Genomic DNA, 21,841 nt, shown 5'->3' with positions numbered 1-21,841 from the left:
AATTGCCCGTGAGGCTTGACCATATAACACCCAAGCAATTTGTATGCTCCAAGCCGAAGGCGAAAGAGACCAGATTGCGGTGTGTGAAGACGAAACGAACCGAAAGTTCGAGAGACTCGACAGCAACACACAAACTATCGCATACCCATTCGCTGGAACGTGACCGCAAGGCACGCGCTGGCTACCGAATTTCTTGACGACCATAGAGCATTGGAACCACCTGATCCCATCCCGAACTCAGAAGTGAAACGATGCATCGCCGATGGTAGTGTGGGGTTTCCCCATGTGAGAGTAGGTCATCGTCAAGATTAAATTCCGAAACCCCTATCTGCTGATGCAGGTAGGGGTTTTGTTTTGCCCATCATAAAAGTCTGCGAACGCTCGTAATAAATTTGCACAGTTATTTTCGAGCTGGAGCACTAGAATAGTCCCACCTTAGCTGAGCCTGAGCTGTTTATGCCCGATCCGTCAGACACTGATAGGTTGCCAGATCTTCCTCTGGGCGATTTGGTTGCGTGTCATGAGTGCGACTTGTTGATGCGCAAGCCCCAACTGGCCCATGGCGAAAAAGCCGAGTGCCCCCGCTGCGGTTATGAGCTTTATGCTCACCGGCACAATGTAGTCGAACGCAGTCTTGCGTTGGTGATCGCCGCCCTGCTGTTATATGTGCCGGCCAACTTCTTACCCATCATGGAGCTCAATCTGCTTGGGCAGTCCTCCCAGGACACCGTTTGGAGTGGGGTGGTCGGTCTGTTTGATACCGGCATGCAAGGCATCGCGGCAGTGGTGTTCCTGTGCAGCATGGGCATTCCGCTGCTCAAGTTGCTCTGTCAGTTGGTGGTGCTGTTGTCCATTCGCTTGGACTTTGGCCGTAGTTACGGTTTGTTGCTGTATCGCATTTATCACCATCTACGAGACTGGGGGATGCTTGAGGTCTACCTCATGGGCGTGTTGGTGGCCATCGTCAAGTTGGCAGACATGGCGGCCATCACTGTAGGCCTTGGCCTGGTGTGCTTCATCAGTTTGTTGCTGGTCCAGGTCTGGCTGGAGGTGGTGATGTCACCCCATCAGATCTGGCAGGCGTTATCAGGAGAAGATGCCCATGCGGGCGATTGATGCAGGGATTCTGATCTGTACGGAGTGCCACGAGTTGAATCGGCAGGATGCTGAGGTCGACAACCAAACCTGTACTCGCTGCGGCGCGCTGGTTCACCCCCGTCGCCCGAACAGCTTGATGCGGACCTGGGCGTTGTTGATCACGGCCGCGATTCTTTATATTCCGGCCAACATGTTGCCGATCATGACTATCAACTCGCTGGGCCAGGGCGCCCCGAGCACCATCATGGCTGGCGTCATCGAGCTGGTTCAACACGGCATGATTCCTATTGCCGCCGTGGTGTTCATCGCCAGCATCGTTGTACCCACTTTCAAACTGGTGGGCATCGCCTTGTTGTTGTTTTCCGTGCAGCGGCATCAGCCTATGTCGGCGCAGCAACGCATCCTTATGTACCGTTTCATCGAGTTCATTGGCCGCTGGTCGATGCTGGATATTTTCGTGATCGCCATTTTGGTGGCCGTGGTGAATTTCGGACGGCTCGCCAGTGTTGAAGCCGGTCTCGGCGCGATCGCTTTCGCCAGCGTAGTGATTTTGACAATGATTGCCGCAGTAACCTTCGATCCCCGACTGATTTGGGATAACACGGAGTCGGATGACGACCATGACTGATTTGCCTACCGCTAAAACTCGACCGGCTTCGAACTGGTCGGCCATCTGGGTCCTGCCGTTGATTGCCTTGATCATCGGCGGCTGGCTTGGCTGGCGGGCTTATAACGAAACCGGAATCGAGATCAACGTGCGCTTTGAGAGCGGAGAGGGCATTCAGGTCAACAAAACCGAAGTCGTTTACAAAGGGATGACGGTCGGCAAAGTGACGGCCCTTACCCTCGATGATGAAGGCAACTCCAAGGGAGTGGTCGCGACCATCGAGATGAACAAGGACGTCGAGCAATACCTCAAGACCGGAACACGTTTCTGGCTGGTCAAGCCGAGCGTGAGCCTGGCCGGGATCACGGGTCTGGAAACCCTGGTATCGGGTAACTATGTGGCTATCAGCCCAGGTGAAGGGGAGTCGACCCGTAAGTTCAAGGCCCTGGCCGAAGAGCCGCCGCTGTCGGACGCCAAGCCGGGTTTACACCTGACCCTCAAGGCTGATCGGCTGGGTTCGCTGAACCGTGGCAGCCCGGTGTTCTACAAACAGATTCAGGTCGGTCAGGTGAAGAGTTACCTGCTGTCCGAGGATCAGAGCAAGGTCGAGATCAAAATCTTCATCGAGCCGACCTATGCCAGCCTGGTGCGCAAACACACGCGTTTCTGGAACGCCAGTGGCATCAGCATCGATGCCAACCTCTCGGGCGTCAAAGTGCGCAGCGAGTCCCTGGCCAGCATCGTGGCCGGAGGGATTGCCTTCGCCACGCCGGAAAGCCGCAAGGACAGCCCGCCGACGGACCCAAGCCTGCCGTTCCGTCTTTACGAAGACTTTGACGCCGCTGCGGCGGGCATTCGAGTGAAAGTCAAACTCAGCGATTTCGAAGGGTTGCAGGCCGGTCGTACGCCGGTCATGTACAAAGGTATCCAGGTCGGCAGCCTGAAGAACCTCAAGGTCGATTCGGACCTGGCCAGCGCCACGGCTGAATTGACCCTGGACCCCTTGGCCGAAGATTACCTGGTAACCGGCACGCAGTTCTGGGTCGTCAAGCCATCCATCTCCCTGGCGGGTATCACCGGCCTGGAAGCCTTGGTCAAGGGCAATTACATTGCCGTGCGTCCGGGTGACAAGGGCGGCGCGCCGCAACGCGAGTTCGAAGCTCGGGCAAAAGCTCCACCGCTGGACTTGCGTTCCCCGGGGCTGCATTTGGTCCTGCTGACCGAAAACCTCGGATCGCTGGAGGTCGGCAGTCCGATCCTCTACAAGCAGGTCAAGGTCGGGTCGGTGCAGAGCTATCAGTTCTCCCGCAAGAAGAAACAACTGATCATCGGTGTGCACATCGAGAAGGAGTACGAAGGGCTGGTCAACGGCTCGACCCGGTTCTGGAACGCCAGTGGGATCACCCTCACGGGCGGTTTGACCGGCGGGATCCAGGTCAAGAGCGAGTCCCTGCAAAGCCTGATGGCCGGCGGGATTGCCTTTGAAACGCCGGAACCGAATGTGCCGCTGAAAAGACGTATTCCGCGTTTCCGCCTGTTCGCCGATCACGAAGCCGCACAACAGCGAGGCACTGAGGTCACGATCAAGGTCGATCGCGCCGATGGTTTGCGCAGTGGTACACCGATCCGATTCAAAGGATTGGATGTGGGCAAGGTCGAGGATGTTGATCTCAGTGCCGATATGCAATCGGTGCTGCTCACGGCGCGTATCACCGAAGTGCCCGAGCGCATCGCCCGGGTCGGGTCCCAGTTCTGGGTGGTCAAGCCGGAGTTGGGGTTGATGAAGACCTCCAACCTGGAAACGCTGGTCACCGGCCAATACATTGAAGTGCAGCCTTCGGCGAAAAACCTCGGGCCGCAGAAAAACTTCGTGGCCCTGGCCAACCCACCGCAAAGCGCTGTGCCCGAAGCGGGATTGAGCCTGGTGCTGAGCGCGGCCCGCCGAGGTTCGTTGAAGATCGGCGTACCGGTGACCTACCGCGAGATTACGGTGGGCAAGGTCACGGGTTATGAACTGGGCCAGACCGCGGACCGGGTGTTGATCCATATCCTGATCGAGCCCAAGTACGCGCCGCTGGTGCGCAGCGGCACGCGTTTCTGGAATAGCAGTGGCTTCGGTCTGGACTTCGGGCTGTTCAAGGGCGCGACGGTGCGAACCGAGTCCCTTGAAACGCTTATCCAGGGTGGCATTGCGTTCGCAACGCCGGATGGCGAACGAATGGGCAATCCGGCTCGACCGGAGCAGACTTTCCCGTTGTTCGATAAGTTTGAAGATGAATGGCTGACCTGGGCGCCAAAGATCAGTCTCGGCAAGTAAGCATAATGGTCGGCAATACCCGTGGCGAGGGAGCTTGCTCCCGCTGGACCGCGTAGCGGTCCTAAAGCCAGCGGCTGCTGCGCAGCCGAGCGGGAGCAAGCTCCCTCGCCACAGATTATGCATTAACCATGAAAAAGGCCGCGATCCATTAGATCGCGGCCTTTTTCATGCCCGGCTACTCACCTCACACCGGATCCAGCTCCGGCTCGTCGGCCTGGACATTCACCGTGGCCTTCACCGCATCGTGACGACGGATGTATTTCCAATCCGCTTCGTCTATGTAGATGCCGTTCGGCCCGCTGCCGCCTTCCAAGTCGATGGCGACACTGGCGCAGACTTGCGGCTTCACACTGGCGAGGATCGGCACGAAGCCCAGTTGCAGACTGGTTTCCAGCAGTGCCGCCTGGTTCTTCTCGTCGATGTCCGCCGCTTCGTCGAGGTAGTACGGCAGGCGCACGCGGCCGGCCTGTTCGCGGTCCATCAGGTGCAGCAACAAGTACATGTTGGTCAGCGCCTTGATGGTCATGGTAGTGCCGTTGGACGCCGCGCCGTCGATGTCGGTGTGGATCACGGGCTGACCATTGACCTTGGTGATCTCGAACGCGAGTTCGAACAGGTCCTTGAGGCCGAGCTGGTTGTGGTTCGCCGCCACCAGCCGCGCCAGGTACTCCTTGGCTTCTTCGTTCTTGTTGTCCTGCTCGGCGCTCTGGCTGAGGTCGAACACCGACAGCGTCTCGCCTTCCTCGTACTGGCCGGCACTGTGGATGATCTGGTCGATGTGCTTGAGCGCTTCCTTGTTCGGCGCCAGGACGATGCGGAAGCTCTGCAGGTTGGACACCTGGCGCTTGTTGATTTCGCGGTTGAACAACGCCAGTTGGTGCTCGAGGCTGTCGTAGTCGCTGCGGATGTTGCGCAGGGTCCGGGCGATGTCGGTCACCGCCGCACGGCGCGCCTTGCCCAGGGTCAGGGCTTCGTCGGTGCGGTGGGCATAGGCGTTGATCAGCAGTTGCAGGCGTCGCTCCATGTCGTCTTCGCTGTCGAACTTGGCCACGCCCTTGAGGCGCACCTGGGCATAGAGCGCTTCGATCTGGCCGTCGACCCGCAGCAGCCCTTGCCAGCTGTCCTGGTAGTCATTGAGCAGCGGCAGCAGGTTGTCCATGGAATCGTCGACCGGGTCCATGAACGGCGTGCCGAACGGCAGGTCCGCCGGCAGCAGTTGGCGGCGGCGCAGGGCGTCGTCGAGGGTGCGTTGCTTGGCTTCCATGTCGGCGATCTGCCGGCCCACCAACTGCAACTTGGCGGACAACTGCTGGACGCGCTCGGTGAAGGCATCGCTGGAGCGCTTGAGTTCGTCCTGGGCGGCTTCCATTTGCGCCAGCTGTTCGAGCTTCTCGCTTTCCTCGGCGCTCAAGGTCTGGGTACGGCGGAAGTCTTCCAGGGCTTTTTGCGCATCCAGGACCTGCTGGTACAGCGCTTCGGTCTGGGTCTTGCTCGCGGCGCGGTCGGCGGCCACGGCTTGCTGGGTCTTGAGCTGCTTGAGTTCTTTTTCCAGGCGTTCTTTCTGGTCGCGCAAGGCTGCACGGTCGGCCAGGGCTTGCAGGGCAGGTGGCTCGATGTGGGACAGGTCGATGGACAGGCCTGGCACTTCGAAGCGTTCACCCTTGAAGCCGTCGAGGATCAGCTCCATGGATTTGACCCACTCGCCATTCTCGTCCAGCGCGATGCCGTGTTCGCCCAATGGCAGGCTGAACAGGGCGCTGTTGAACAGGCGCATCAGGCGTTCGACGTCCTGCTGCGAGAACTCTTCCCGCAGGCGGGCGTAGCTGTTGTTGTCGGCGTGATCGAGTTGCTGCTTGACCGACTTCAGGCGTTTTTCCAGATCCCGCAGACGCTCTTCCAAGTCTTCGGCGCTGAATTGCCGGGACTGGGCCAGGGCGCCGGCCAGTTCGTCGTGGGCGTCCTTGGCGGCGAGCAGTTGCTGCTCCAGGACCTTGACGTCATCCACCAGGGCAAACCGATGCTTGAGCACCGACAACTCGCCGAGCCAGCGCTGGATGCCGCTGATTTCCCGTTCCAGGCGCATCAGTTCCTGAGTGCTGCCGCGCTGGTCGTTCTGCAGCGAATCCTGTTCGTTGCGGTAGTGTTCGGCCTGGATGGTCAGCTCTTCCTTGCGCGCACTGGCGTAGTCCGACCAGGTGCCGAGCAACGAGTCGAGCAATGGCGATAGGCGATGCAGTTTGCCGCGCAGAATGTCGCGCTGCTTCACGCCATTGGCCAGGGCTTCCACCAACGGGCCGGCGGCGACCAGGGAGTTGTAGTCCTGCTCCATGCGTCGTACGTCGCGGAAGGCTTCTTCGCACGCGGCGATGTAGTCCACGCTTCCGGAGCGCAGGCTGTGCTCGAACGCGTCGAGGAACAGTTGCTTGAGCTTGGCCGCAGTGATTTCGCGCATGTGCAGCAGGTTGATGAACAGCGCGCGGAAGGTCTTGAGGCTTTGCTCGCTGGTGGAGCGCAGCGGGATCAGCGTCAGGTCCAGCGGAATGGACGTATGACCGCCTACCAACAGCCGCCGCAGCTCATCCGGCTTGAGTTCGTAGGCTTTGAGGCCTTCGCGCTCCAGGTTGGTGAATAACTCTTTCTGACGCAGACAGGTGTCATTTTTCTGATAGTGGGCCAAGTCCAGCTTGCCGGCATAGGCAAAGAACTGATGACCGAAACCGCCGCCAGGGCCGCGACCGACCACGCCAATCACGTGCGGGCCGTGGGGCAGGGCGACTTCCACCAGGATGTAGCTGGTGTCCGAGGCAAAGTAGAAACGCCGGGACTGTTCCAGGCTGTACTTGCCGAAGCTCATGTCCGACATGCGCGCCAGGATCGGGAACTGCAACGCGTTGATCGAGGCGGATTTACCGAGGTTGTTCGCGCCATAGACCGACAGCGGTTCTTCCAGCGGGAACAAACCGAGGCTGTAGCCGGCGGTGTTCAAAAGGGCAAAGCGGCGGATGCCGTAGCGTTCCTTGCTCATGCGTCGGTCTCCTGTTCTTCGGCAATGGCACGGGCCAGTGCGTCTTCTTCGCTTTCACCTTCGAATTCGCTGAGGTCCAGCGGATCATCGGTCTGTAGCAGTTTCTCGTCGCTGTCTTCGTCGATCAGCACCGGCGCGGGCAGCGGCAGCACACTGTGCAGGCTGGCGGCCAGGTCGCGGTCCTGCTGGACCGACAGGCACACGTCGAGGAAACGATGCATCGGCGGCAGGAAGCGGTACACGCCGTTGTCTTCGCTGGCGAAACCCAGTTGGGTCATGCGCCGCATGATTTTCTCTTCCAGTTCTTCCTGGGTCTGGACTTCGGCCTGGATGAACAGGTCGCGGTACTTTTCCAGCAGCGAAGGCAGCTCATCGCGGCCCAGGCTGCCGCCGTCGAGCACGGCAATCGGGTCGCGGCCCTGGTCGGCCAGGTGCTCGACCAGGATAAAGGTGAACAGGGCCAGGCGCTGGGCGGTCTTGTTCACCGCCGCGGCGGCCAGGTCCGGCACGAAGTAATAGAAGCCACGGGTGTCGCACACCAGTTCGAAGCCCAAGGCCTTGAACAGCGTGCGGTACTGGTCCTGGAAGTTCGACAGTTGCGCGTACAGCTCCGGGTCGCGGCGGCTGACGTGGTAACCCTTGAACAGCTCGCGAAAGATCGGCGCCAGCTGGGACAGTTCGGATAGATCAAGATGCATGGGGGATGCTCGCAGAATCCTCGGCGGCGGTGTCGCCGGCCGAGAGCAGGGCGAAGGAGCGCAGGCTGACCTGATGCTCGTGAGTGTGATAGTCGCGGCGTTCCAGACGCTCGCGCTTGAAGCGTTTTTCCCGCGACAGGCGCGAGAACCAGTACAGCAATTCGTCGGTGGCGCCGTCCGGTTCCTGTTCCAGCAGCCAGGTCATCAGGTCCGGCATCGGCAGGGCGTCTTCGCAACGCTCGACCATCTCGCGCACGGTGCGTGGTGCGCGCGGCGCCTCGCCGCCCTTGTGGGTCTTGTGGGACTTGGGGAAACGCGCCGGTTTCGGTTCGAAACGGGCCAGGGCATAGACGTAGGCTTCGACCTGGCTGGCGCTGCCCAGGAAGGTGCTTTGCGGCCGGGTAAACAGCGGCATGGCGGCCTGCGGCACGGCGTCGATGCCTTTGCGACGAATGGCGGCCAGGGCCAACGCGGCGCCACGGGTCACCGCGTTATGGCGGCGGGCCTCTTCGCGCAGTGGCAGGAGCAGTTCACGGGCATGGCGTAGGGTCAACTGGGCGCTGGTCTGCATTTCAAGAATGCGCGCGTGGGTGCGCAGCAGCATGTCGTCGTCCACCAGGTGGCCGAGGCGTTGCTGTTCGGTGAGCATGCGCAACAGCACGTTCTCGACCTTGCGCACGCCTTGCTCGAAGGCGCCGTCGGCGTTCACCAGTTGGATCATCGGTTCGACGTATTCGTCCCAGGTCGCCAGCACTTCGGCATAACGCTGGCGCAGCGGGATCTGCCGGTCGCTGGTCTTGGCCCGCTCGGCCACGGCCACCAGGGCCTGTTCGTCGTTGGCGAGTTTCTTGAGCACGTCGCGCACGCGCATGTCCAGCAGGCGCAGTTGGCGGGCCAGGTCGTTGCCGTCGCGAATGTCGAAGGCGTCCTGGATATAGCCGGCCAGGCGCTCGAGGTGGCGCAGGTAGGCTTCGATCTCCAGGCACAGGCCCAGGCGGTGTTCGCGGCGCAGGTAGGCGAGAAAATCATGGATCTGGGCGTTGAGCTCGAAGCGGTTCGGGCTTTTCGCCACCGGTACGAGAATGTCCAGGCGGATCCACACATCCAGCAGGCTGGTGATGTCCTGGGGCGTGCTGTCCAGTTGTTGGGCGGCCAGCTGTGAACGCAATTCGTTGAGGCTCAGGGTGCCCTGGTCGAAGTGCTCGCACAAAGGTTCCAGCAATGCCCAGTGTTCAGCGAGGGCGCGCAAGACGCGCTTGGGTTCGATCATCGCAATGGCCGTCGGGTTGGCAATTAAAAGCGGCGATTGTACTGCATCGGGCCGGTTGCGATTCACCCCTTGGACGGACTGTCGTTCGCTATCGATCAACTATTGGCTCAACAGGGAAGCGATCCGCCTCGAAGGGCGGTAGAATCCCTCCCACTTTCAGTTATCCACAAGTGGCCGACCCTTGCTTATCGAGTCCCGCCGCCGCGCCTATCTGACCGCCATGCAGGTGGTCAACTGGCTGCCGCGTACCGAATTGCCGTTCGCCGCCCCGTCGCGGCCCGAGCTGTTGGAAGCGCCCGAACCGGTAGAGAGCGTGCCGGTCGTGACGGCGCCCGTGGCCAAGACCGTGGCCGAACCGGTGGCCGAGCGGCCGAAAGTCGAGGTGCCACGCCCGAGCCTGGCCTCGACCCGTACCAACGCCAAGCCGGTGGAGGAGGCCGATGAAAAGCCGGCCCCGGTCAAGGCGCCCTATGTCGCACCGCCGCGTTTCGCCCTTCAGTTGTTGCGGGCGGGACGTTGCCTGCTGTTGGTGGAGTTGCCCACGGGCGAGCCGTTCCAAAGCCGCGATCCAGCCTACTTGCTGCTCAAGGACATGCTGCGCGCCGCCGGTCTGCCGGATAGCCCGCAGATCATTGGCGAGCCGGTGCGCTGGCCGCTGTTGTCGCGCGGCACCATGGACCAGGGGCCCGAAGCGGCGCGGGATTTCGTCCAGGGCTTCGTTTCAGCGCGGCTAGAAGACGAGCCCTGCGTGTGCCTGTGGCTGATCGGCCTACCGGCGGTGAAGTTTGCCGGCGAGGCGGATGCCGAAGCGTTCAATCGCGAACTGCAGGTCGAAGGCCTGGGCTCGGCCTGGGCGTTGCCCGGGTTGGAACTGTTAATGGAAACGCCACAGCGCAAGGCTGATGTCTGGCAAGCCATGCGCCGGCTGATGGCGCGCTGGAAAGAATCGAATGAGTGACGCTGTATCGTTCCGCCCGATGACCGAGGCGGACCTCGACGCTGTGCTGAAAATCGAATACGCCGCCTACAGCCACCCGTGGACCCGCGGGATCTTTCTCGACGGGCTGGGCAAATACCAGATCTGGCTGATGTTCGAAGGCCAGCAGCAAGTGGGCCATGGCGTGGTGCAGATCATCCTGGATGAGGCGCACCTGCTCAATATCACCGTCAAACCGGAAAACCAGGGCCGTGGCCTGGGTTTGCGCCTGTTGGAGCACTTGATGTCGATTGCCTACAAGGCCGAGGCCCGAGAGTGCTTCCTGGAAGTGCGAGACAGCAACCGCACGGCGTTCCGGCTGTATGAGCGCTATGGCTTCAATGAAGTGGGCCGGCGCCGGGATTACTACCCGGCGGTGGGCGGGCGTGAGGATGCGGTGGTCATGGCCTGCACGTTGGTGGACTGAAGCACCGCGACCCCATGTGGGAGCGAGCTTGCTCGCGAAGACGGCGGTACATTCGACATCGATGCAAACTGATCTACCGCTATCGCGAGCAAGCTTCCACAGGGTCGGGTCAACGCTTGCCATCCAGAGGATCGATATCGGCCATTTCCGCCTCGTCCAGCCCGTCGCCCCCGCCAATATCATTTTCACCCACCACGCTCAGGTCCCAGTCCGCCTGTTCGTCGTCTCCGGTCTCGTGGGCGTCCCGGGCGCCGTCTTCGCGAATGAGCGTTTCCGGGCTCATGTCGTCGTCGGTCGGTTGGTGATCGTCCGTCGAAGCCCCCGTCAGGCCGGCTTCACGAACGCGCTCACGCGGCATCAGTTGTTCGCGCTCGTTGTCCGGCAGTTCATCGCCGATTTTCGCGCTGGGTTCTTCTTCGTCGAATTCCAGTTCATGCATCGAGCCCATGCGATCTTCATTGTCGTCGATGGGTTCCGGTTGCACCGCATCGAAAGGGCGTCGTGAATCATTCATGGCAATTCCTCATACTGTGGGCCTTACTGGTGTCGACCGGCAGCGCATCCAGGAATTCCAATGCATCGCCGACGTGACCTTGACCGACGGTCGTTTGTCATAGTTGCGCACTCTCAATCGAGGCTAGACAGCATGAACGAATTACAAGATCTGATTGATAACAACGCGCGTTGGGCCGATGCGATCAAGCAGGAAGATCCTGACTTCTTCTCCAAGCTGGCTCGTCAGCAAACCCCGGAGTACCTGTGGATTGGCTGTTCCGATGCGCGGGTGCCGGCCAACGAGATCGTTGGCATGCTGCCGGGCGATCTGTTCGTACACCGCAATGTGGCCAACGTAGTGTTGCACACGGACCTCAACTGCCTGTCGGTGATCCAGTACGCGGTGGACGTGCTCAAGGTCAAACACATCCTGGTCACCGGCCATTATGGCTGTGGCGGTGTGCGTGCCTCGATGCAGGACCGGCAACTGGGCCTGATCGACGGCTGGCTGCGTTCGATTCGCGACCTGTACTACGAGCATCGCGAGGCCTTGGGCCAATTGCCGACCGAGGAGGAACGTGTCGACCGCTTGTGCGAGCTGAACGTGATCCAGCAGGTGGCCAACGTCGGCCATACCAGCATCGTGCAGAACGCCTGGCACCGCGGGCAGAAACTGTCGATCCATGGCTGCATCTACGGCATCAAGGACGGACGCTGGAAGAGCCTGGACACCACGATCAGCGGTTTCGAACAGCTGCCGCCGCAGTATCGGCTGCGGCCGGTCGGCGCGCCCTGAGTCCGGTTCGTCAGTCGCGGTGACATTGACGGCGCCAGTGCCGTAGAAACTTCATTCCCTGTTCATTGGGCGGTTCGTCATAGCCGGTAATCCAGCCATGACAGTTGTACGAACCGCACCGGCAGGCGAACTGTCGATACAGTTTCTGTTCGGTACTGGCGTAGTCCATCGTCAGGCAGTCGCCTTCATCGATACGGGCCAGTGACCACAACCACAGTTCGCTCATGTCGAGGAACACATTCGGGTTGCAGGAATGCAGCAGCAATCCGGCGAAGCGTGGGTCATACATGTGCACGTCCGGCAGGATCTGCAACGTGTGCAGGCGCCGTCGGCTCACCAACAGCCCCGAAACCCTGCACATCCTTGTCATGGGAGCGAATGGTTTACGGGCGATGATGCCGTTGCCGCGGCCGTCGGTCGTGTGATGCACTTCGAAGTCGTGCACCGAGGGGTAGCCCAAGCGGGTGCTGAGTTGTTTTTCCGGGTAGATGCAATCCCGGTGCTGTGAACAGGCGCTATCTGTGATGAACGTGGTCATGACAGTCCTTGTCGGTGCTAAACACTCGACTTGCTGGCGCTGGCGATCCTGCCGGCGGTCGTTGAAAAAACCTTGATAGCTTCGCCCAAGTCGGGGGCGTCATCTACTGTCGACTCTGACAGGTGCCAAAGGCGCTTTCCCGCGTCAGCGCCAGCCTACGCGGGAAAACGCCTCAAGGTTTAGACCGCCTCGGCTGGCAGCGGCATGGGTACCTTCAGTTGCGGAAGTTGCGACTTGATCGCAGGTGTTTCGCATTTTTTCGCTGCGTCTTCCTCGCTCAGTTTCCGAACCGAGGTGTAGAACAACTCGCAGGTTTTCTCCTTCTGCGTGACCTGCCAGGTCTGCGTGCACTGGTTCAGCAGGGTGTTCGGGTCGGTGCCCGGCTTGCTGCCCATGCCGGCCTGCCAGCATGCAGCACTCAGGTCCTGGCCCATGACTTTCAGGCCGGCGGCATCAGCCTTGGCTTCGTCTCCATCGTAGTTGTCCTTGTCGGCGGCGTACCAGATGTAGCTCGGATGGTTGGAGCCCAGGACCGGAACCTTGACCCCGCTACCGGTTGTGATGGTCGCCAAGCTGAGCACATTCACGGTCTGGCCGTACTGAGCCTTGATCCAGTTCCGAACGGGCGCTCCGAAGGCGACCATCGGCAATGCGGCGCCGCTGGCGGTTTGGGTGACCTGTGTGACCATGGTGGTTTGGTAATCGTTGAAGTAGCTATAGAGCCCCTCCAATGTGCTGCCAGCATTGGACGGCGCTGCGATGGGCGCAATGTCGATGATGGTCTGGTAGGCCGGCGTCTGTTCAACCGCAATGCCGTTGACGGTCAGCAGTGTGGCCCAACGATCGGTGGTCGCCGACTCCAGGTAGTCCTGGGCCTGGGTCAGGGAGTAATCCGGCGGGAAGTGCAGCAACTCGACACTCTTGCGGTTTTCCAGGGCCATGCCCAGCGGCAGGAACAGGTACCAGTTATAGGACCATTTCTTGTCGCTGTTGAGTTTGGATGCGCTGTTGTACGCCAGGTCCCCGGCGTCAAGCAGGGCCTTGAGCGGTTGGCCGTAGCTCTTCGGTACGCCACTGATGCTGGCATAGACCTTGTCATTATCGATTTTGACGTGGACCTTGGCCGTGCCGTAGCCGTCGCGCTGCACGCTTTGGGTCAGGTAGTGCTCGACGGTCTGCTCCAGGGTCCAGTCGCGAAAGCAGATGACGTTGCAGTTGTTGGGGTAGGCGAAGAGTCGAGTGACGCGTTCGGTGCTGCCCAGTTGTACGTCAATGTCGGTAGCGTGGGCGGCGGCACTGAAGGCCAGGGCGGCAAAAGAAAGTACGGCGAGTTTGGACATGCTCAGATCCTTTTCAGCGTGTGGGCCCCTCAAAACAGGGCGCATCCATACTGAAACAGACCGGGCCGAAGGAGAAGTGGGCCGATGGAAATATCGGCCCTTTTTTATGGCTTTATGGCATCACTGGCGGCAAATAACTCAATGTCGTCCCCAGCGCCCATAGCAGCACCAGCACCAACGGCGTATGCACCAGCAACTGGACGAAGGAAAAACCGATCAGGTCCCTGGCCTTCAGCCCCAAGACCCCGAGCAACGGCAGCATGTAGAAGGGGTTGATAAGGTTCGGCAGCGCTTCGGCGGCGTTATAGATCTGCACCGCCCAGCCCAGGTGATAGTTCAGGTCGTTGGCCACCTGCATGACGTAAGGCGCTTCAATGATCCACTTGCCGCCGCCAGAAGGAATGAAAAAGCCCAGTACCGCCGAATAGACACCCATCAACAGGGCGTAGGTGTCATGGGAGGCAATTTGTACGAAAAAGGTCGAGATGTGGTGGGCCAGGGTCTGGGCATCGCTGCCTTTGACCGTGGTCAGCAACGCGGCGATCGAGCCGTACAATGGAAACTGGATCAACACGCCGGTGGTCGTCGGCACTGCACGGGCCACGGCGTCGAGAAAGCTGCGCGGCCGCCAGTGCAGCAAGGCGCCCAGCATGATGAACAGGAAGTTATAGGTGTTGAGCCCGGAAATGGCACTGATCGCAGGCTTGGTCGAAAACTCGTGGAACAGCCAGCCGGCCGCCAGCAGCACCAGGGCGATGATCAACAGTGGACTGTGTTCCAGCCATTCCCCTGGGCGGGTACGGGGCTGCAGCGCCGGCATGCTGAAACTGGGGTCGATACCACAAGCGGCGGCGTCACGGGCACTGTTCGGCCCGGGAGCGGTGGCGTAGGCGACGATCAGGGAAATCACGATCAGCGCCAGCAACATGACCCCGGACTGCCAGAGAAAAATGGTCTGGGTAAAGGGAATGACGCCAGTAATCGACAGGATCGAAGGCGGGAGGCTGGCCGGGTTGGCCTGCAATTGCGCTGCCGAAGAAGACAAGCCCAGGGCCCACACTGCGCCCAGGCCCAGGTAAGCAGCGGCCCCGGCGGCGCGATAGTCCATTTTCAAGTCGGTGCGCCGGGCGAGGGCGCGCACCAGCAAACCGCCAAACACCAACGACAGGCCCCAGTTGAGCAACGACGCGACCATGGAGATCAGCGCCACCCATGCCACGGCGGAGCGACCGTTGGTCGGAAGTCGTGCCAGGCGGTCAATCAATTTGACGGCTGGTGGAGAACTGGCGACCACGTATCCGCCGATCACCACGAAGGCCATTTGCATGGTGAACGGGATCAGGCTCCAGAAGCCGTCGCCGAACGCCATGGCCGCCGCCGTGGGCGTGGCGCCGATAAATTGTGTCGCCACGGCGACCACCAGCACCGCCAGCGCGGCGAAGACCCAGGAGTCGGGAAACCAGCGTTCGGCGAAACTGGAACAGCGCAAGGCGAAGCGGGCGGAACGGCTGTCTTCGATGTCGGTGGTCACGGCAATTACCTCGTTTTTATGGTTATGGGTATTGATGGCGGCAAAGGCTTCAAGGATCAGGCGCAACAGTAGAACAATCCAGTGACCATGGGAGGCTTATCGGGTTCGAGGGTGTCCTGGAATATTTTCACTGCGGGCTCGAGGTGCTCTTTAGAAAAAAAACGCCGGGCCGATGGCAAGGGAACAGCATTCAATTCTCCTGCTGTCGGAGCTGCCCATGTTCAACAACCGCCTGAAGCAGGAGCTACTGGCTCTTCGCCAAGAACTGTCCAGCCTTGCGCAAGTCAAGGAAAGCCTGGATCGCGAAATGCTTGGCCTCACCCTGGACGCCGATGGACGGATTCAATCGGTCAATCAGAATTTTCTCGACGAGATGCGCTACAAGAGCCAGGACTTGATTGGCCGGCCTGTGGATGAGCTGGTCCCTGGGTATTTGAAAACCAATGAGTTCCAGGTTCGCTTCAAGTCGGCGCTGACCCGTGGCGAGCACTTCTCCGGCGCCGTGCGCCTGCTGCGAGGCAATGGCCAGGAAGCCTGGCTGCGTTCGATCCTCCAGCCCGTACGAGGGGCTGACGGGCGGGTCCGCTTTTTTTCGATGTACTCCAATGACCTGACCCGCACCATCGAGGCGTCCCGCGAGCATGAAAACCTCATTGGCGCATTGGTGCGTTCAACGGCGGTGATTGAATTCGATCTGGGCGGTCACGTACTGACGGCCAATGATCGTTTCCTCAACGCCATGGGTTACAGCCTTGCGCAAATCAAGGGCAAGCATCACCGCATGTTTTGTGAACCTGAGGAATACAACGGCGCGGCCTACGAGCAGTTCTGGAAGCGCCTGAACAGTGGTGAATTCGTGGCCGGCCGCTTCAAGCGTATCGACAGCAGTGGTCGTGAGGTCTGGCTGGAAGCCTCCTACAACCCGGTGCTCGATGCCAATGAGCGGCTTTACAAAGTGGTCAAGTTCGCCACCAACATCACCGACCAGGTCAACCAGGAAAAAGCCGTCGCCGAGGCGGCCAACATCGCCTACAGCACCTCGTTGCAGACCGACAACAGCGCCCAGCGCGGCACGACGGTGGTAACCCAGGCCGTGGACGTGATGCGCGACCTGGCCCGGCACATGCAAACCGCTGGCGAAGGCATCGAGGCGCTGAATGAGCAATCCCTGGTGATTGGTACCATCGTCAAGACCATCAGCGGCATCGCCGAACAAACCAACCTGCTGGCGCTCAACGCCGCGATCGAAGCGGCCCGGGCCGGCGAGCAAGGTCGCGGCTTTGCGGTGGTGGCCGATGAAGTGCGACAACTGGCATCGCGTACCAGCCAGGCGACCGATGAAATCGTTGGCGTGGTCCGTCAGAACCAGGACATGGCCCGCAACGCCGTGGCCCTGATGACCGACGGCCAGCACCAGGCCGAACACGGCCTGGCCTTGGCAGCCGAGGCGGGAACGGTGATCGTCGAGATCCAGGACGGGGCGAAGAAAGTGGTCGATGCGGTGAGCCAGTTTGCCAATCAGCTATCTACTTAAGCTTCGACTATTATTGTTTTTTACATATTAATTATTGTTTTGCGATAATTTCATGGCTATGTTCTGGGCTCCTCTTATTCTGTTGGAGCCTCAACATGCGTACGAATCGTCTTGCCCTGTACAGCCAGCGCATGGCTGCCATAACGCTTTTCTTCATCGTCGCGATGATGGCCGTCAATGCCGCGGCCTGGCTCTTTCCTGATGTTGCATCACGATACGGCCTGGGATTTGCCCTGACCGAACGACAGCTGTCGAGTTTGTCCGAAGAGGCGCTGCACTTGACCGGCTGGCAATCGCTAGGCGGCATTTTGCTGTCGAGTATTCCTTTGTTGGCGTTGGCGGCTGGCCTGGCCAACTTGCGGCAGTTGTTCAAGCGGTATGCCCATGGCCAGTATTTTTCCAGCGAAGCGGCTGTCTATCTGGGCAAGGTCGGGCGCGCGGTTGCGCTGTGGGTGTTGTTGGATTTCCTGTGCGAGCCGTTTCTCAGCCTGCTGATGACAATCCATGCGCCGGTTGGCCAACGATTGTTGACCCTCAGTATTACCGCCCCCTCCTTTGTGGCTTTGTTTCTTGCGGCCTGTATTGCGATCATTGCCCGGATCCTGTCCCAAGCCAGTGAAGTCGACTCAGAAAACCGAACTTTCGTTTGAGAACCCCATGCCTATCGTGATTCAACTCGATGTAATGCTGGCGACACGCAAGGTCAAATCCAAGGACCTCGCCGCCGCCATAGGCATTACCGAAGCCAACCTTTCCTTGCTCAAGCAAGGAAAGGTCAAGGGTATACGCCTGGCGACCCTCGAAGCCATTTGCAGTTATCTGCAATGTCAGCCCGCCGATCTGCTGGTCTATCAGCCCCAGAGCGAGGTTGATCAATCCCCCAGCGCTTGACCCTCACGCCGTGGATCCGCCCCGCCAGCCAGTGTGGTTTTCCCTTGCGCATCGCGCACCCGGACAATCGCCTGGGTGCCACTGGTCATGTCAATTTCGCTCACCTCATGGCCTTTGTCTTTCAGCGCCTGGATCAGCGCCGGGCTGAATTGGCCCCGCTCCAGTTCGGTAGGGCCGTTGCGGCTGCCGAAGTTGGGAAGGTTGATGGCGGTTTGCGGGTCGAGGTCCCAATCCAACAGGCCAATCATTGACTTGGCGACGTATTCGATGATCTGAGAGCCACCGGGGGAGCCGACAGCGGCCACCAATTCCCCCCGACGATCGAAGATCAGCGTCGGTGCCATGGACGAGCGTGGGCGTTTGCCCGGTTCGACGCGGTTGGCGACTTTTTGCCCATTCTCTTCGGGGATGAACGAGAAATCGGTCATCTGGTTGTTGAGCATGAAGCCCTGGACCATCAAGTGTGAGCCGAACGCCGATTCCACGGTCGTGGTCATGGACACGGCGCCACCCTGGTCATCCACGGCCACCACTTGCGAGGTGGAAATACGCAGGGGGGAACGGTCCGGGGCGTAGGCCACCTGGATGCCCGGTGGTGTGCCGGGCTTGGCGACGCCCATGCTACGAGGGCCGATCAGGCTGGCGCGGCTGGCCAGGTACCCGGCATCGACCAAGCCGCTGAGCGGCACGGCGACAAAATTGGGGTCGGCAATGTATTGGGCGCGGTCGGCATAGGCCAGCCGCTCGGCTTCGGCGATCAGGTGCACCGCGTCTGGGGTGGGTTCAATGCCGGCGGGCTTGTCGGTCTTGACGGGTTTCAAAGGTGCGAGGGCTGCGGGGCTGTCGCGCTGTTCCAGGGCCTGCAACGTCCCGAGGATCTGCGCCACGGCAACCCCGCCCGAAGACGGTGGTGGCATGCCGCAGACTTGCCAGCGCTTGTAGTCGGTGCACAACGGTGCTCGTTCCCGCGCGGTGTAGCCCTGAAGGTCGTTCAGCGAAAGGCTGCCGGGGTTGGCGTGGCCTTGTACCTTGGCGACGATCTCGTCGGCGATCGGGCCTTTGTACAACGCGTCGGGGCCTTCGTTGGCGATGCGATTGAGCACGCCGGCCAATGCTGGATTTTTCAGCACGGTGCCAACCGCCTTCGGGCTGCCATCGGCATTGAGAAAGTAAGCGGCCATGTCTGGCGAACCCGGCAGGGAGGCGTCGGCGGCGATCAGCGAGTGCAGTCTGGGCGAGATCGCGAAGCCCTGTTCCGACAGCGTGATGGCCGGCTCGAACAGCGTCGCCCATTTGAGGCGGCCATGTTTGCGATGGGCCAATTCCAGCCCGCGCAACACCCCCGGTGTACCCACGGAACGACCGCCGATCTGCGCCGCCGTAAAGGGCATGGGTTTGCCGTCGGGTTGCAGGAAAAGCCTTTCGGTGGCGCCAGCCGGTGCCGTTTCGCGCCCGTCATAAGTGCTCACAGCCTTGCCGTCCCACAACACAATGAATGCACCACCGCCGATGCCGGAGGATTGTGGTTCCACCAGGGTCAGCACGGCCTGCATCGCAATGGCCGCGTCGATGGCCGAGCCCCCGCGTCGCAACATCTCCCGCCCGGCCTCGGCCGCCAACGGGTTGGCCGCGGCCGCCATGTGCTTGTCGGCGTAGCGGGTCTGCAGATCGGTACGGAAGCCGGAGATGACCTCTGGTGGAGCGGGCAATGCCGGTGTCGCTGTGGAGGAGGGTGGCGCCTTACAGGCCGCGAGTGTTAGAGCGACAGCCAACAACGAAACGGCTGACAGGCGATGGAGGTTCGGTTTCAGATCTGTAAGCACGTGTCGCTCCATCCGTGGACTTGGGGGTATAGAGATCGACTGTAGCGATGCGAGGCGTGGGGCGCAAATCAACACAAGGCTGGTCGCCTTGATTTCCGGCTTGCCCAGCTGCACCGTGGCGAGGGAGCTTGCTCCCGCTGGGCTGCGCAGCAGCCCCTTTTTTAGTACTTGGTGTACACAGTCATTTGAACAAGATTCCTAAACGCACTGTATCTAAATAGTTTAGTGCTTTTAATTTTACTCAGGCATACATGCAGGCATTACAAGCTGCCGCCTTTTGACTACTTTTTTCTCTCATGCTTGTACCAACAGAGAATGATCGTCACGCCAATACCTGAGGGAGCGATAGACAGAGTCCAGATTACCGCTCCCATGACAAGCCCTTGGCTTGACAGGCTCATCAGTAGACTTGATGCGAGCAACAGCGTTGCGCCGCAACGTAACACGCGTGTTCCGAGTAACTGTCGTTGAAGCGTAACCCTGCGCAAGTGAGTGATTTGACTTAGCGCCAATGCGCAGAGCCCCAATACCATTAAGCAGACCGCAGCGATGCTCGATAACCAATAAGCCATTTGTCACCTTGCCGAGCGCTTGTGACGGAGCAAGCGCCTACCCATGATTCCCGCGAGCAACGCGATGATCATCAACGCCAGATCCACCCCCGCCACCGCCGATAGCTTCTGGTTCATTGCCCGCCAGAGATGATCGCCCGTACTCCAAGCATTGGAGAGCACAGCCAGTAGCGCCAACGCGCTGATCAGCAAAAGGTGCGCGGCCCATGGCGCCCGTGATTGCGCCGAGCGCAAGATAACCAACAGGGCATGCACAGCCGCCAGCACCCAGACCCAGTAAAATGCTGTGGTTTCCCACTGGGCCCGGTCAACCAGGTCGATCGGCAGCCATCGATTGACCACTAGCATGGCCAGGGTGGCCAGTGGCATTCCAGTGATCAGCGCGCTGCTGAGCAGTGTCATCGACACCACGCCCCATTGCCCGGCAGCGTGCTGCAGGCGGCGCTTTTCCAGCCAGTACAACAGGCCACTGCCGAGCATCACGCAACCACTCAAACCGGCAAAAAAATACAAGGCGCGCAACCACTGCTGCTGAAAATGCGCCACATGCAATCCGGCCAGAAACTTGAAGCTCGCGGAGGCGGCCGGCAATCGGGACTCATGTAGCAGCCTTGCGCTGGCGCCATCGAAGTACAGGGTTTGCCCATCCTGGCTCATGCGGTCAGCCAAGGAGCGACTGATCTCGACGTAGGCATTGGCATCCCCGGGGTGCCAGACCCGGACAAACGCCGGCTCGCCATCGCCCCAGTGCAATCGGGCTTGCGCCATCATCCGGTCCAGCGAGGCCAATGACCCCGGTATGCCCGATGCCGGGCGACTGTAGGCTGCGTCCGCCTCTTGACCGAACTTACCGGGCTGGTCCAGGTACACCGCCAGGATGCCGGCAGGGAGATACAGTGGGAACAGGATCAGCACTCCCGACAACAGGATGACCACTTGAAAAGGCAGGGTAAACACACCGGTCAGGTTGTGCATGTCCAACAGCCGCCTGGGCGACTTATCGGCTCGCAATGTAAACAGATCCTGAAACAGGCGCGCATGGATACAAACGCCGGCAATCAACGCGATTATGCCCAGCATGGCGGCAAGGCCCAGCAGGCGCGCACCGATGTTCCAGAAGTTGATATTGAGGGTGTAATGCATTCGGTAGAAAAAGTCGCCGCCGAGGCTTCCGGCTTCGGGCAGCGCGCGGTCCCCGGCCGGCGCCAGAAAACGACTGAAGCCCTGACGGTCCTTGGTCCAGGCTTGAAATCGCACCACTGGCCGGCGCTCATCGGGCAGCTCCACGTACCACTGCATCAGCGGTTTGCCCTGCGTCAAGCCGGCTATGTGGGGGACCACCCGGTGATCCAGTGACAAGGGCGTGTCAATTGGTGCCAGGCGAATGTGCGGCAGCATCCAACTATCCAGCTCACGGTCATAAACCGCCAGGCTACCCATGAAAAATGCGATCAGCAGCAGCCCGGAAAAACCGATGCCGACAAATCGATGCATCCACAGCAACGCCTGCCGAACACTCGTGAACATCAGGCGCCTCCCGCCAGATAGCGGGTGTTTGCCCACATCGCCAGCAGTGCACTCACCACCAGCAAGCCGTTGCGCGTTGCATGTGGCGCACTGAACAACCACAACACCAGCCATGGAAAGAGCAAGAAACTGGTGATCGAACTGGTTAGCACCGCTTCACTGGGCTGCACACGCCAATGCACTAGGCACAACGCCAAAAAGCCGTTCAGCGCCCAGCACGATAGGTAACTGAGCAGCAACACCAGCACTAGCCACGCGGTACGCTGTGGGCCTAGGTTTTTCCTTGGTTGTTTTGACGCTGTTTGTCTCACCCCAACTCCCGGATCGCAGAGCGTGTAGCCGATAAAAAACGGCATACCGAAGTATGCCGGGTGAG

20 protein-coding genes, 1 rRNA gene and 1 pseudogene are annotated in these 21,841 nt (G+C 60.3%); 11 read left to right on the top strand and 11 right to left on the bottom strand.

The genetic code is table 11. The annotated features are described in order from the left end of the window. Window positions 1-192 precede the first annotated feature (192 nt). From rrf to BLU76_RS18800, 4 genes are all read left to right on the top strand, one after another. A 5S ribosomal RNA gene (gene rrf, locus BLU76_RS18815) occupies window positions 193-308 on the top strand. Window positions 309-456: 148 nt separating this feature from the next. Then, entirely contained in the window at window positions 457-1,116 is a 660-nt protein-coding gene (locus tag BLU76_RS18810; RefSeq protein WP_092223821.1) for a paraquat-inducible protein A, read from the top strand. Next, on the top strand, window positions 1,103-1,726 hold the full coding sequence (locus BLU76_RS18805) for a paraquat-inducible protein A (RefSeq protein ID WP_063324362.1): 624 nt from the start codon (window positions 1,103-1,105) through the stop codon (window positions 1,724-1,726). Before BLU76_RS18810 ends, BLU76_RS18805 begins: the two co-directional genes overlap by 14 nt. Further along, complete coding sequence (locus BLU76_RS18800; RefSeq protein WP_092149688.1) at window positions 1,719-4,022, top strand: PqiB family protein; 2,304 nt, start codon at window positions 1,719-1,721, stop codon at window positions 4,020-4,022. The genes BLU76_RS18805 and BLU76_RS18800 overlap by 8 nt, the downstream gene beginning before the upstream one ends. Before the next feature lie 184 nt (window positions 4,023-4,206). Here BLU76_RS18800 and mksF read toward each other — a convergent pair whose 3' ends face one another. Genes mksF through mksB form a run of 3 tightly spaced genes read right to left on the bottom strand, consistent with a single transcriptional unit; the run spans window position 4,207 to window position 9,015 of the window. Continuing rightward, the gene (gene mksF / locus BLU76_RS18795) at window positions 4,207-7,047 is read right to left on the bottom strand and encodes an Mks condensin complex protein MksF (RefSeq protein WP_092223819.1); all 2,841 of its coding nucleotides are present in this window, start codon (window positions 7,045-7,047) and stop codon (window positions 4,207-4,209) included. After that, window positions 7,044-7,745, bottom strand: a complete 702-nt coding sequence (gene mksE, locus BLU76_RS18790; protein ID WP_063324364.1) for an Mks condensin complex protein MksE — start codon at window positions 7,743-7,745, stop codon at window positions 7,044-7,046. The genes mksF and mksE overlap by 4 nt, the downstream gene beginning before the upstream one ends. Continuing rightward, complete coding sequence (mksB, locus tag BLU76_RS18785) at window positions 7,735-9,015, bottom strand: Mks condensin complex protein MksB (RefSeq protein WP_063325220.1); 1,281 nt, start codon at window positions 9,013-9,015, stop codon at window positions 7,735-7,737. Before mksB ends, mksE begins: the two co-directional genes overlap by 11 nt. A gap of 181 nt (window positions 9,016-9,196) precedes the next feature. Between mksB and BLU76_RS18780 the strand changes: the two genes are divergently transcribed. Together BLU76_RS18780 and rimI are read left to right on the top strand one after the other, a co-directional pair. After that, the gene (locus BLU76_RS18780; RefSeq protein WP_092223817.1) at window positions 9,197-9,973 is read left to right on the top strand and encodes an energy transducer TonB; all 777 of its coding nucleotides are present in this window, start codon (window positions 9,197-9,199) and stop codon (window positions 9,971-9,973) included. Then, window positions 9,966-10,418 (top strand): ribosomal protein S18-alanine N-acetyltransferase, encoded by a 453-nt coding sequence (gene rimI, locus BLU76_RS18775; protein ID WP_047229376.1) that lies wholly within the window; start codon window positions 9,966-9,968, stop codon window positions 10,416-10,418. Before BLU76_RS18780 ends, rimI begins: the two co-directional genes overlap by 8 nt. Before the next feature lie 109 nt (window positions 10,419-10,527). On the opposite strand, the gene BLU76_RS18770 is transcribed toward rimI, so the two are convergent. Next, the gene (locus tag BLU76_RS18770; RefSeq protein ID WP_092223815.1) at window positions 10,528-10,932 is read right to left on the bottom strand and encodes a serine kinase/phosphatase; all 405 of its coding nucleotides are present in this window, start codon (window positions 10,930-10,932) and stop codon (window positions 10,528-10,530) included. Between the two features lie 132 nt (window positions 10,933-11,064). Here BLU76_RS18770 and can point away from each other — a divergent pair, with 132 nt between their 5' ends. Beyond that, window positions 11,065-11,709 carry a carbonate dehydratase gene (gene can, locus BLU76_RS18765; RefSeq protein WP_058546018.1) on the top strand — a complete coding sequence of 215 codons (645 nt, stop codon included), beginning with the start codon at window positions 11,065-11,067 and terminating at the stop codon, window positions 11,707-11,709. Between the two features lie 10 nt (window positions 11,710-11,719). Here can and BLU76_RS18760 read toward each other — a convergent pair whose 3' ends face one another. The 3 genes from BLU76_RS18760 to BLU76_RS18750 all read right to left on the bottom strand — a co-directional run bounded on the left by BLU76_RS18760 (window position 11,720) and on the right by BLU76_RS18750 (window position 15,118). Continuing rightward, window positions 11,720-12,247, bottom strand: a complete 528-nt coding sequence (locus BLU76_RS18760; protein ID WP_072344566.1) for an SET domain-containing protein — start codon at window positions 12,245-12,247, stop codon at window positions 11,720-11,722. Window positions 12,248-12,426: 179 nt separating this feature from the next. Continuing rightward, window positions 12,427-13,587: a hypothetical protein gene (locus BLU76_RS18755; RefSeq protein ID WP_092223813.1), complete on the bottom strand. Its 1,161-nt coding sequence runs from the start codon at window positions 13,585-13,587 to the stop codon at window positions 12,427-12,429. Between the two features lie 112 nt (window positions 13,588-13,699). After that, entirely contained in the window at window positions 13,700-15,118 is a 1,419-nt protein-coding gene (locus BLU76_RS18750) for a short-chain fatty acid transporter (RefSeq protein WP_092149685.1), read from the bottom strand. Between the two features lie 172 nt (window positions 15,119-15,290). On the opposite strand from BLU76_RS18750, the pseudogene BLU76_RS32345 reads away from it, so the two are divergent. The 4 genes and pseudogenes from BLU76_RS32345 to BLU76_RS18735 all read left to right on the top strand — a co-directional run. After that, window positions 15,291-16,112: pseudogene (locus BLU76_RS32345) on the top strand (PAS domain-containing protein); the annotation flags it as partial. 108 nt (window positions 16,113-16,220) lie between these two features. Then, window positions 16,221-16,652 carry a methyl-accepting chemotaxis protein gene (locus BLU76_RS32340; RefSeq protein WP_370873836.1) on the top strand — a complete coding sequence of 144 codons (432 nt, stop codon included), beginning with the start codon at window positions 16,221-16,223 and terminating at the stop codon, window positions 16,650-16,652. Between the two features lie 95 nt (window positions 16,653-16,747). After that, entirely contained in the window at window positions 16,748-17,302 is a 555-nt protein-coding gene (locus BLU76_RS18740; protein WP_063324370.1) for a DUF2975 domain-containing protein, read from the top strand. A gap of 7 nt (window positions 17,303-17,309) precedes the next feature. After that, on the top strand, window positions 17,310-17,543 hold the full coding sequence (locus BLU76_RS18735; protein WP_063324371.1) for a helix-turn-helix domain-containing protein: 234 nt from the start codon (window positions 17,310-17,312) through the stop codon (window positions 17,541-17,543). On the opposite strand, the gene ggt is transcribed toward BLU76_RS18735, so the two are convergent. The 4 genes from ggt to BLU76_RS18715 form a co-directional block, all read right to left on the bottom strand. Further along, window positions 17,525-19,378, bottom strand: coding sequence for a gamma-glutamyltransferase (ggt, locus tag BLU76_RS18730; RefSeq protein ID WP_092223811.1), 1,854 nt, complete (start codon window positions 19,376-19,378; stop codon window positions 17,525-17,527). The genes BLU76_RS18735 and ggt overlap by 19 nt on opposite strands. A 269-nt stretch (window positions 19,379-19,647) precedes the next feature. Continuing rightward, entirely contained in the window at window positions 19,648-19,938 is a 291-nt protein-coding gene (locus BLU76_RS32335) for a DUF3325 family protein (RefSeq protein ID WP_092223809.1), read from the bottom strand. Window positions 19,939-19,941: 3 nt separating this feature from the next. Then, window positions 19,942-21,465: a PepSY-associated TM helix domain-containing protein gene (locus BLU76_RS18720; protein ID WP_092223805.1), complete on the bottom strand. Its 1,524-nt coding sequence runs from the start codon at window positions 21,463-21,465 to the stop codon at window positions 19,942-19,944. After that, on the bottom strand, window positions 21,465-21,821 hold the full coding sequence (locus BLU76_RS18715; protein WP_256572681.1) for a hypothetical protein: 357 nt from the start codon (window positions 21,819-21,821) through the stop codon (window positions 21,465-21,467). The genes BLU76_RS18720 and BLU76_RS18715 overlap by 1 nt, the downstream gene beginning before the upstream one ends. Between the last annotated feature and the right edge of the window lie 20 nt (window positions 21,822-21,841).

It is taken from the genome of Pseudomonas sp. NFACC08-1, assembly GCF_900106735.1.
Taxonomy (GTDB): domain Bacteria; phylum Pseudomonadota; class Gammaproteobacteria; order Pseudomonadales; family Pseudomonadaceae; genus Aquipseudomonas; species Aquipseudomonas fluorescens_Q.
Note: the sequence above shows the minus strand (reverse complement) of the source record. Positions and strands in the feature narration are given on the sequence as shown.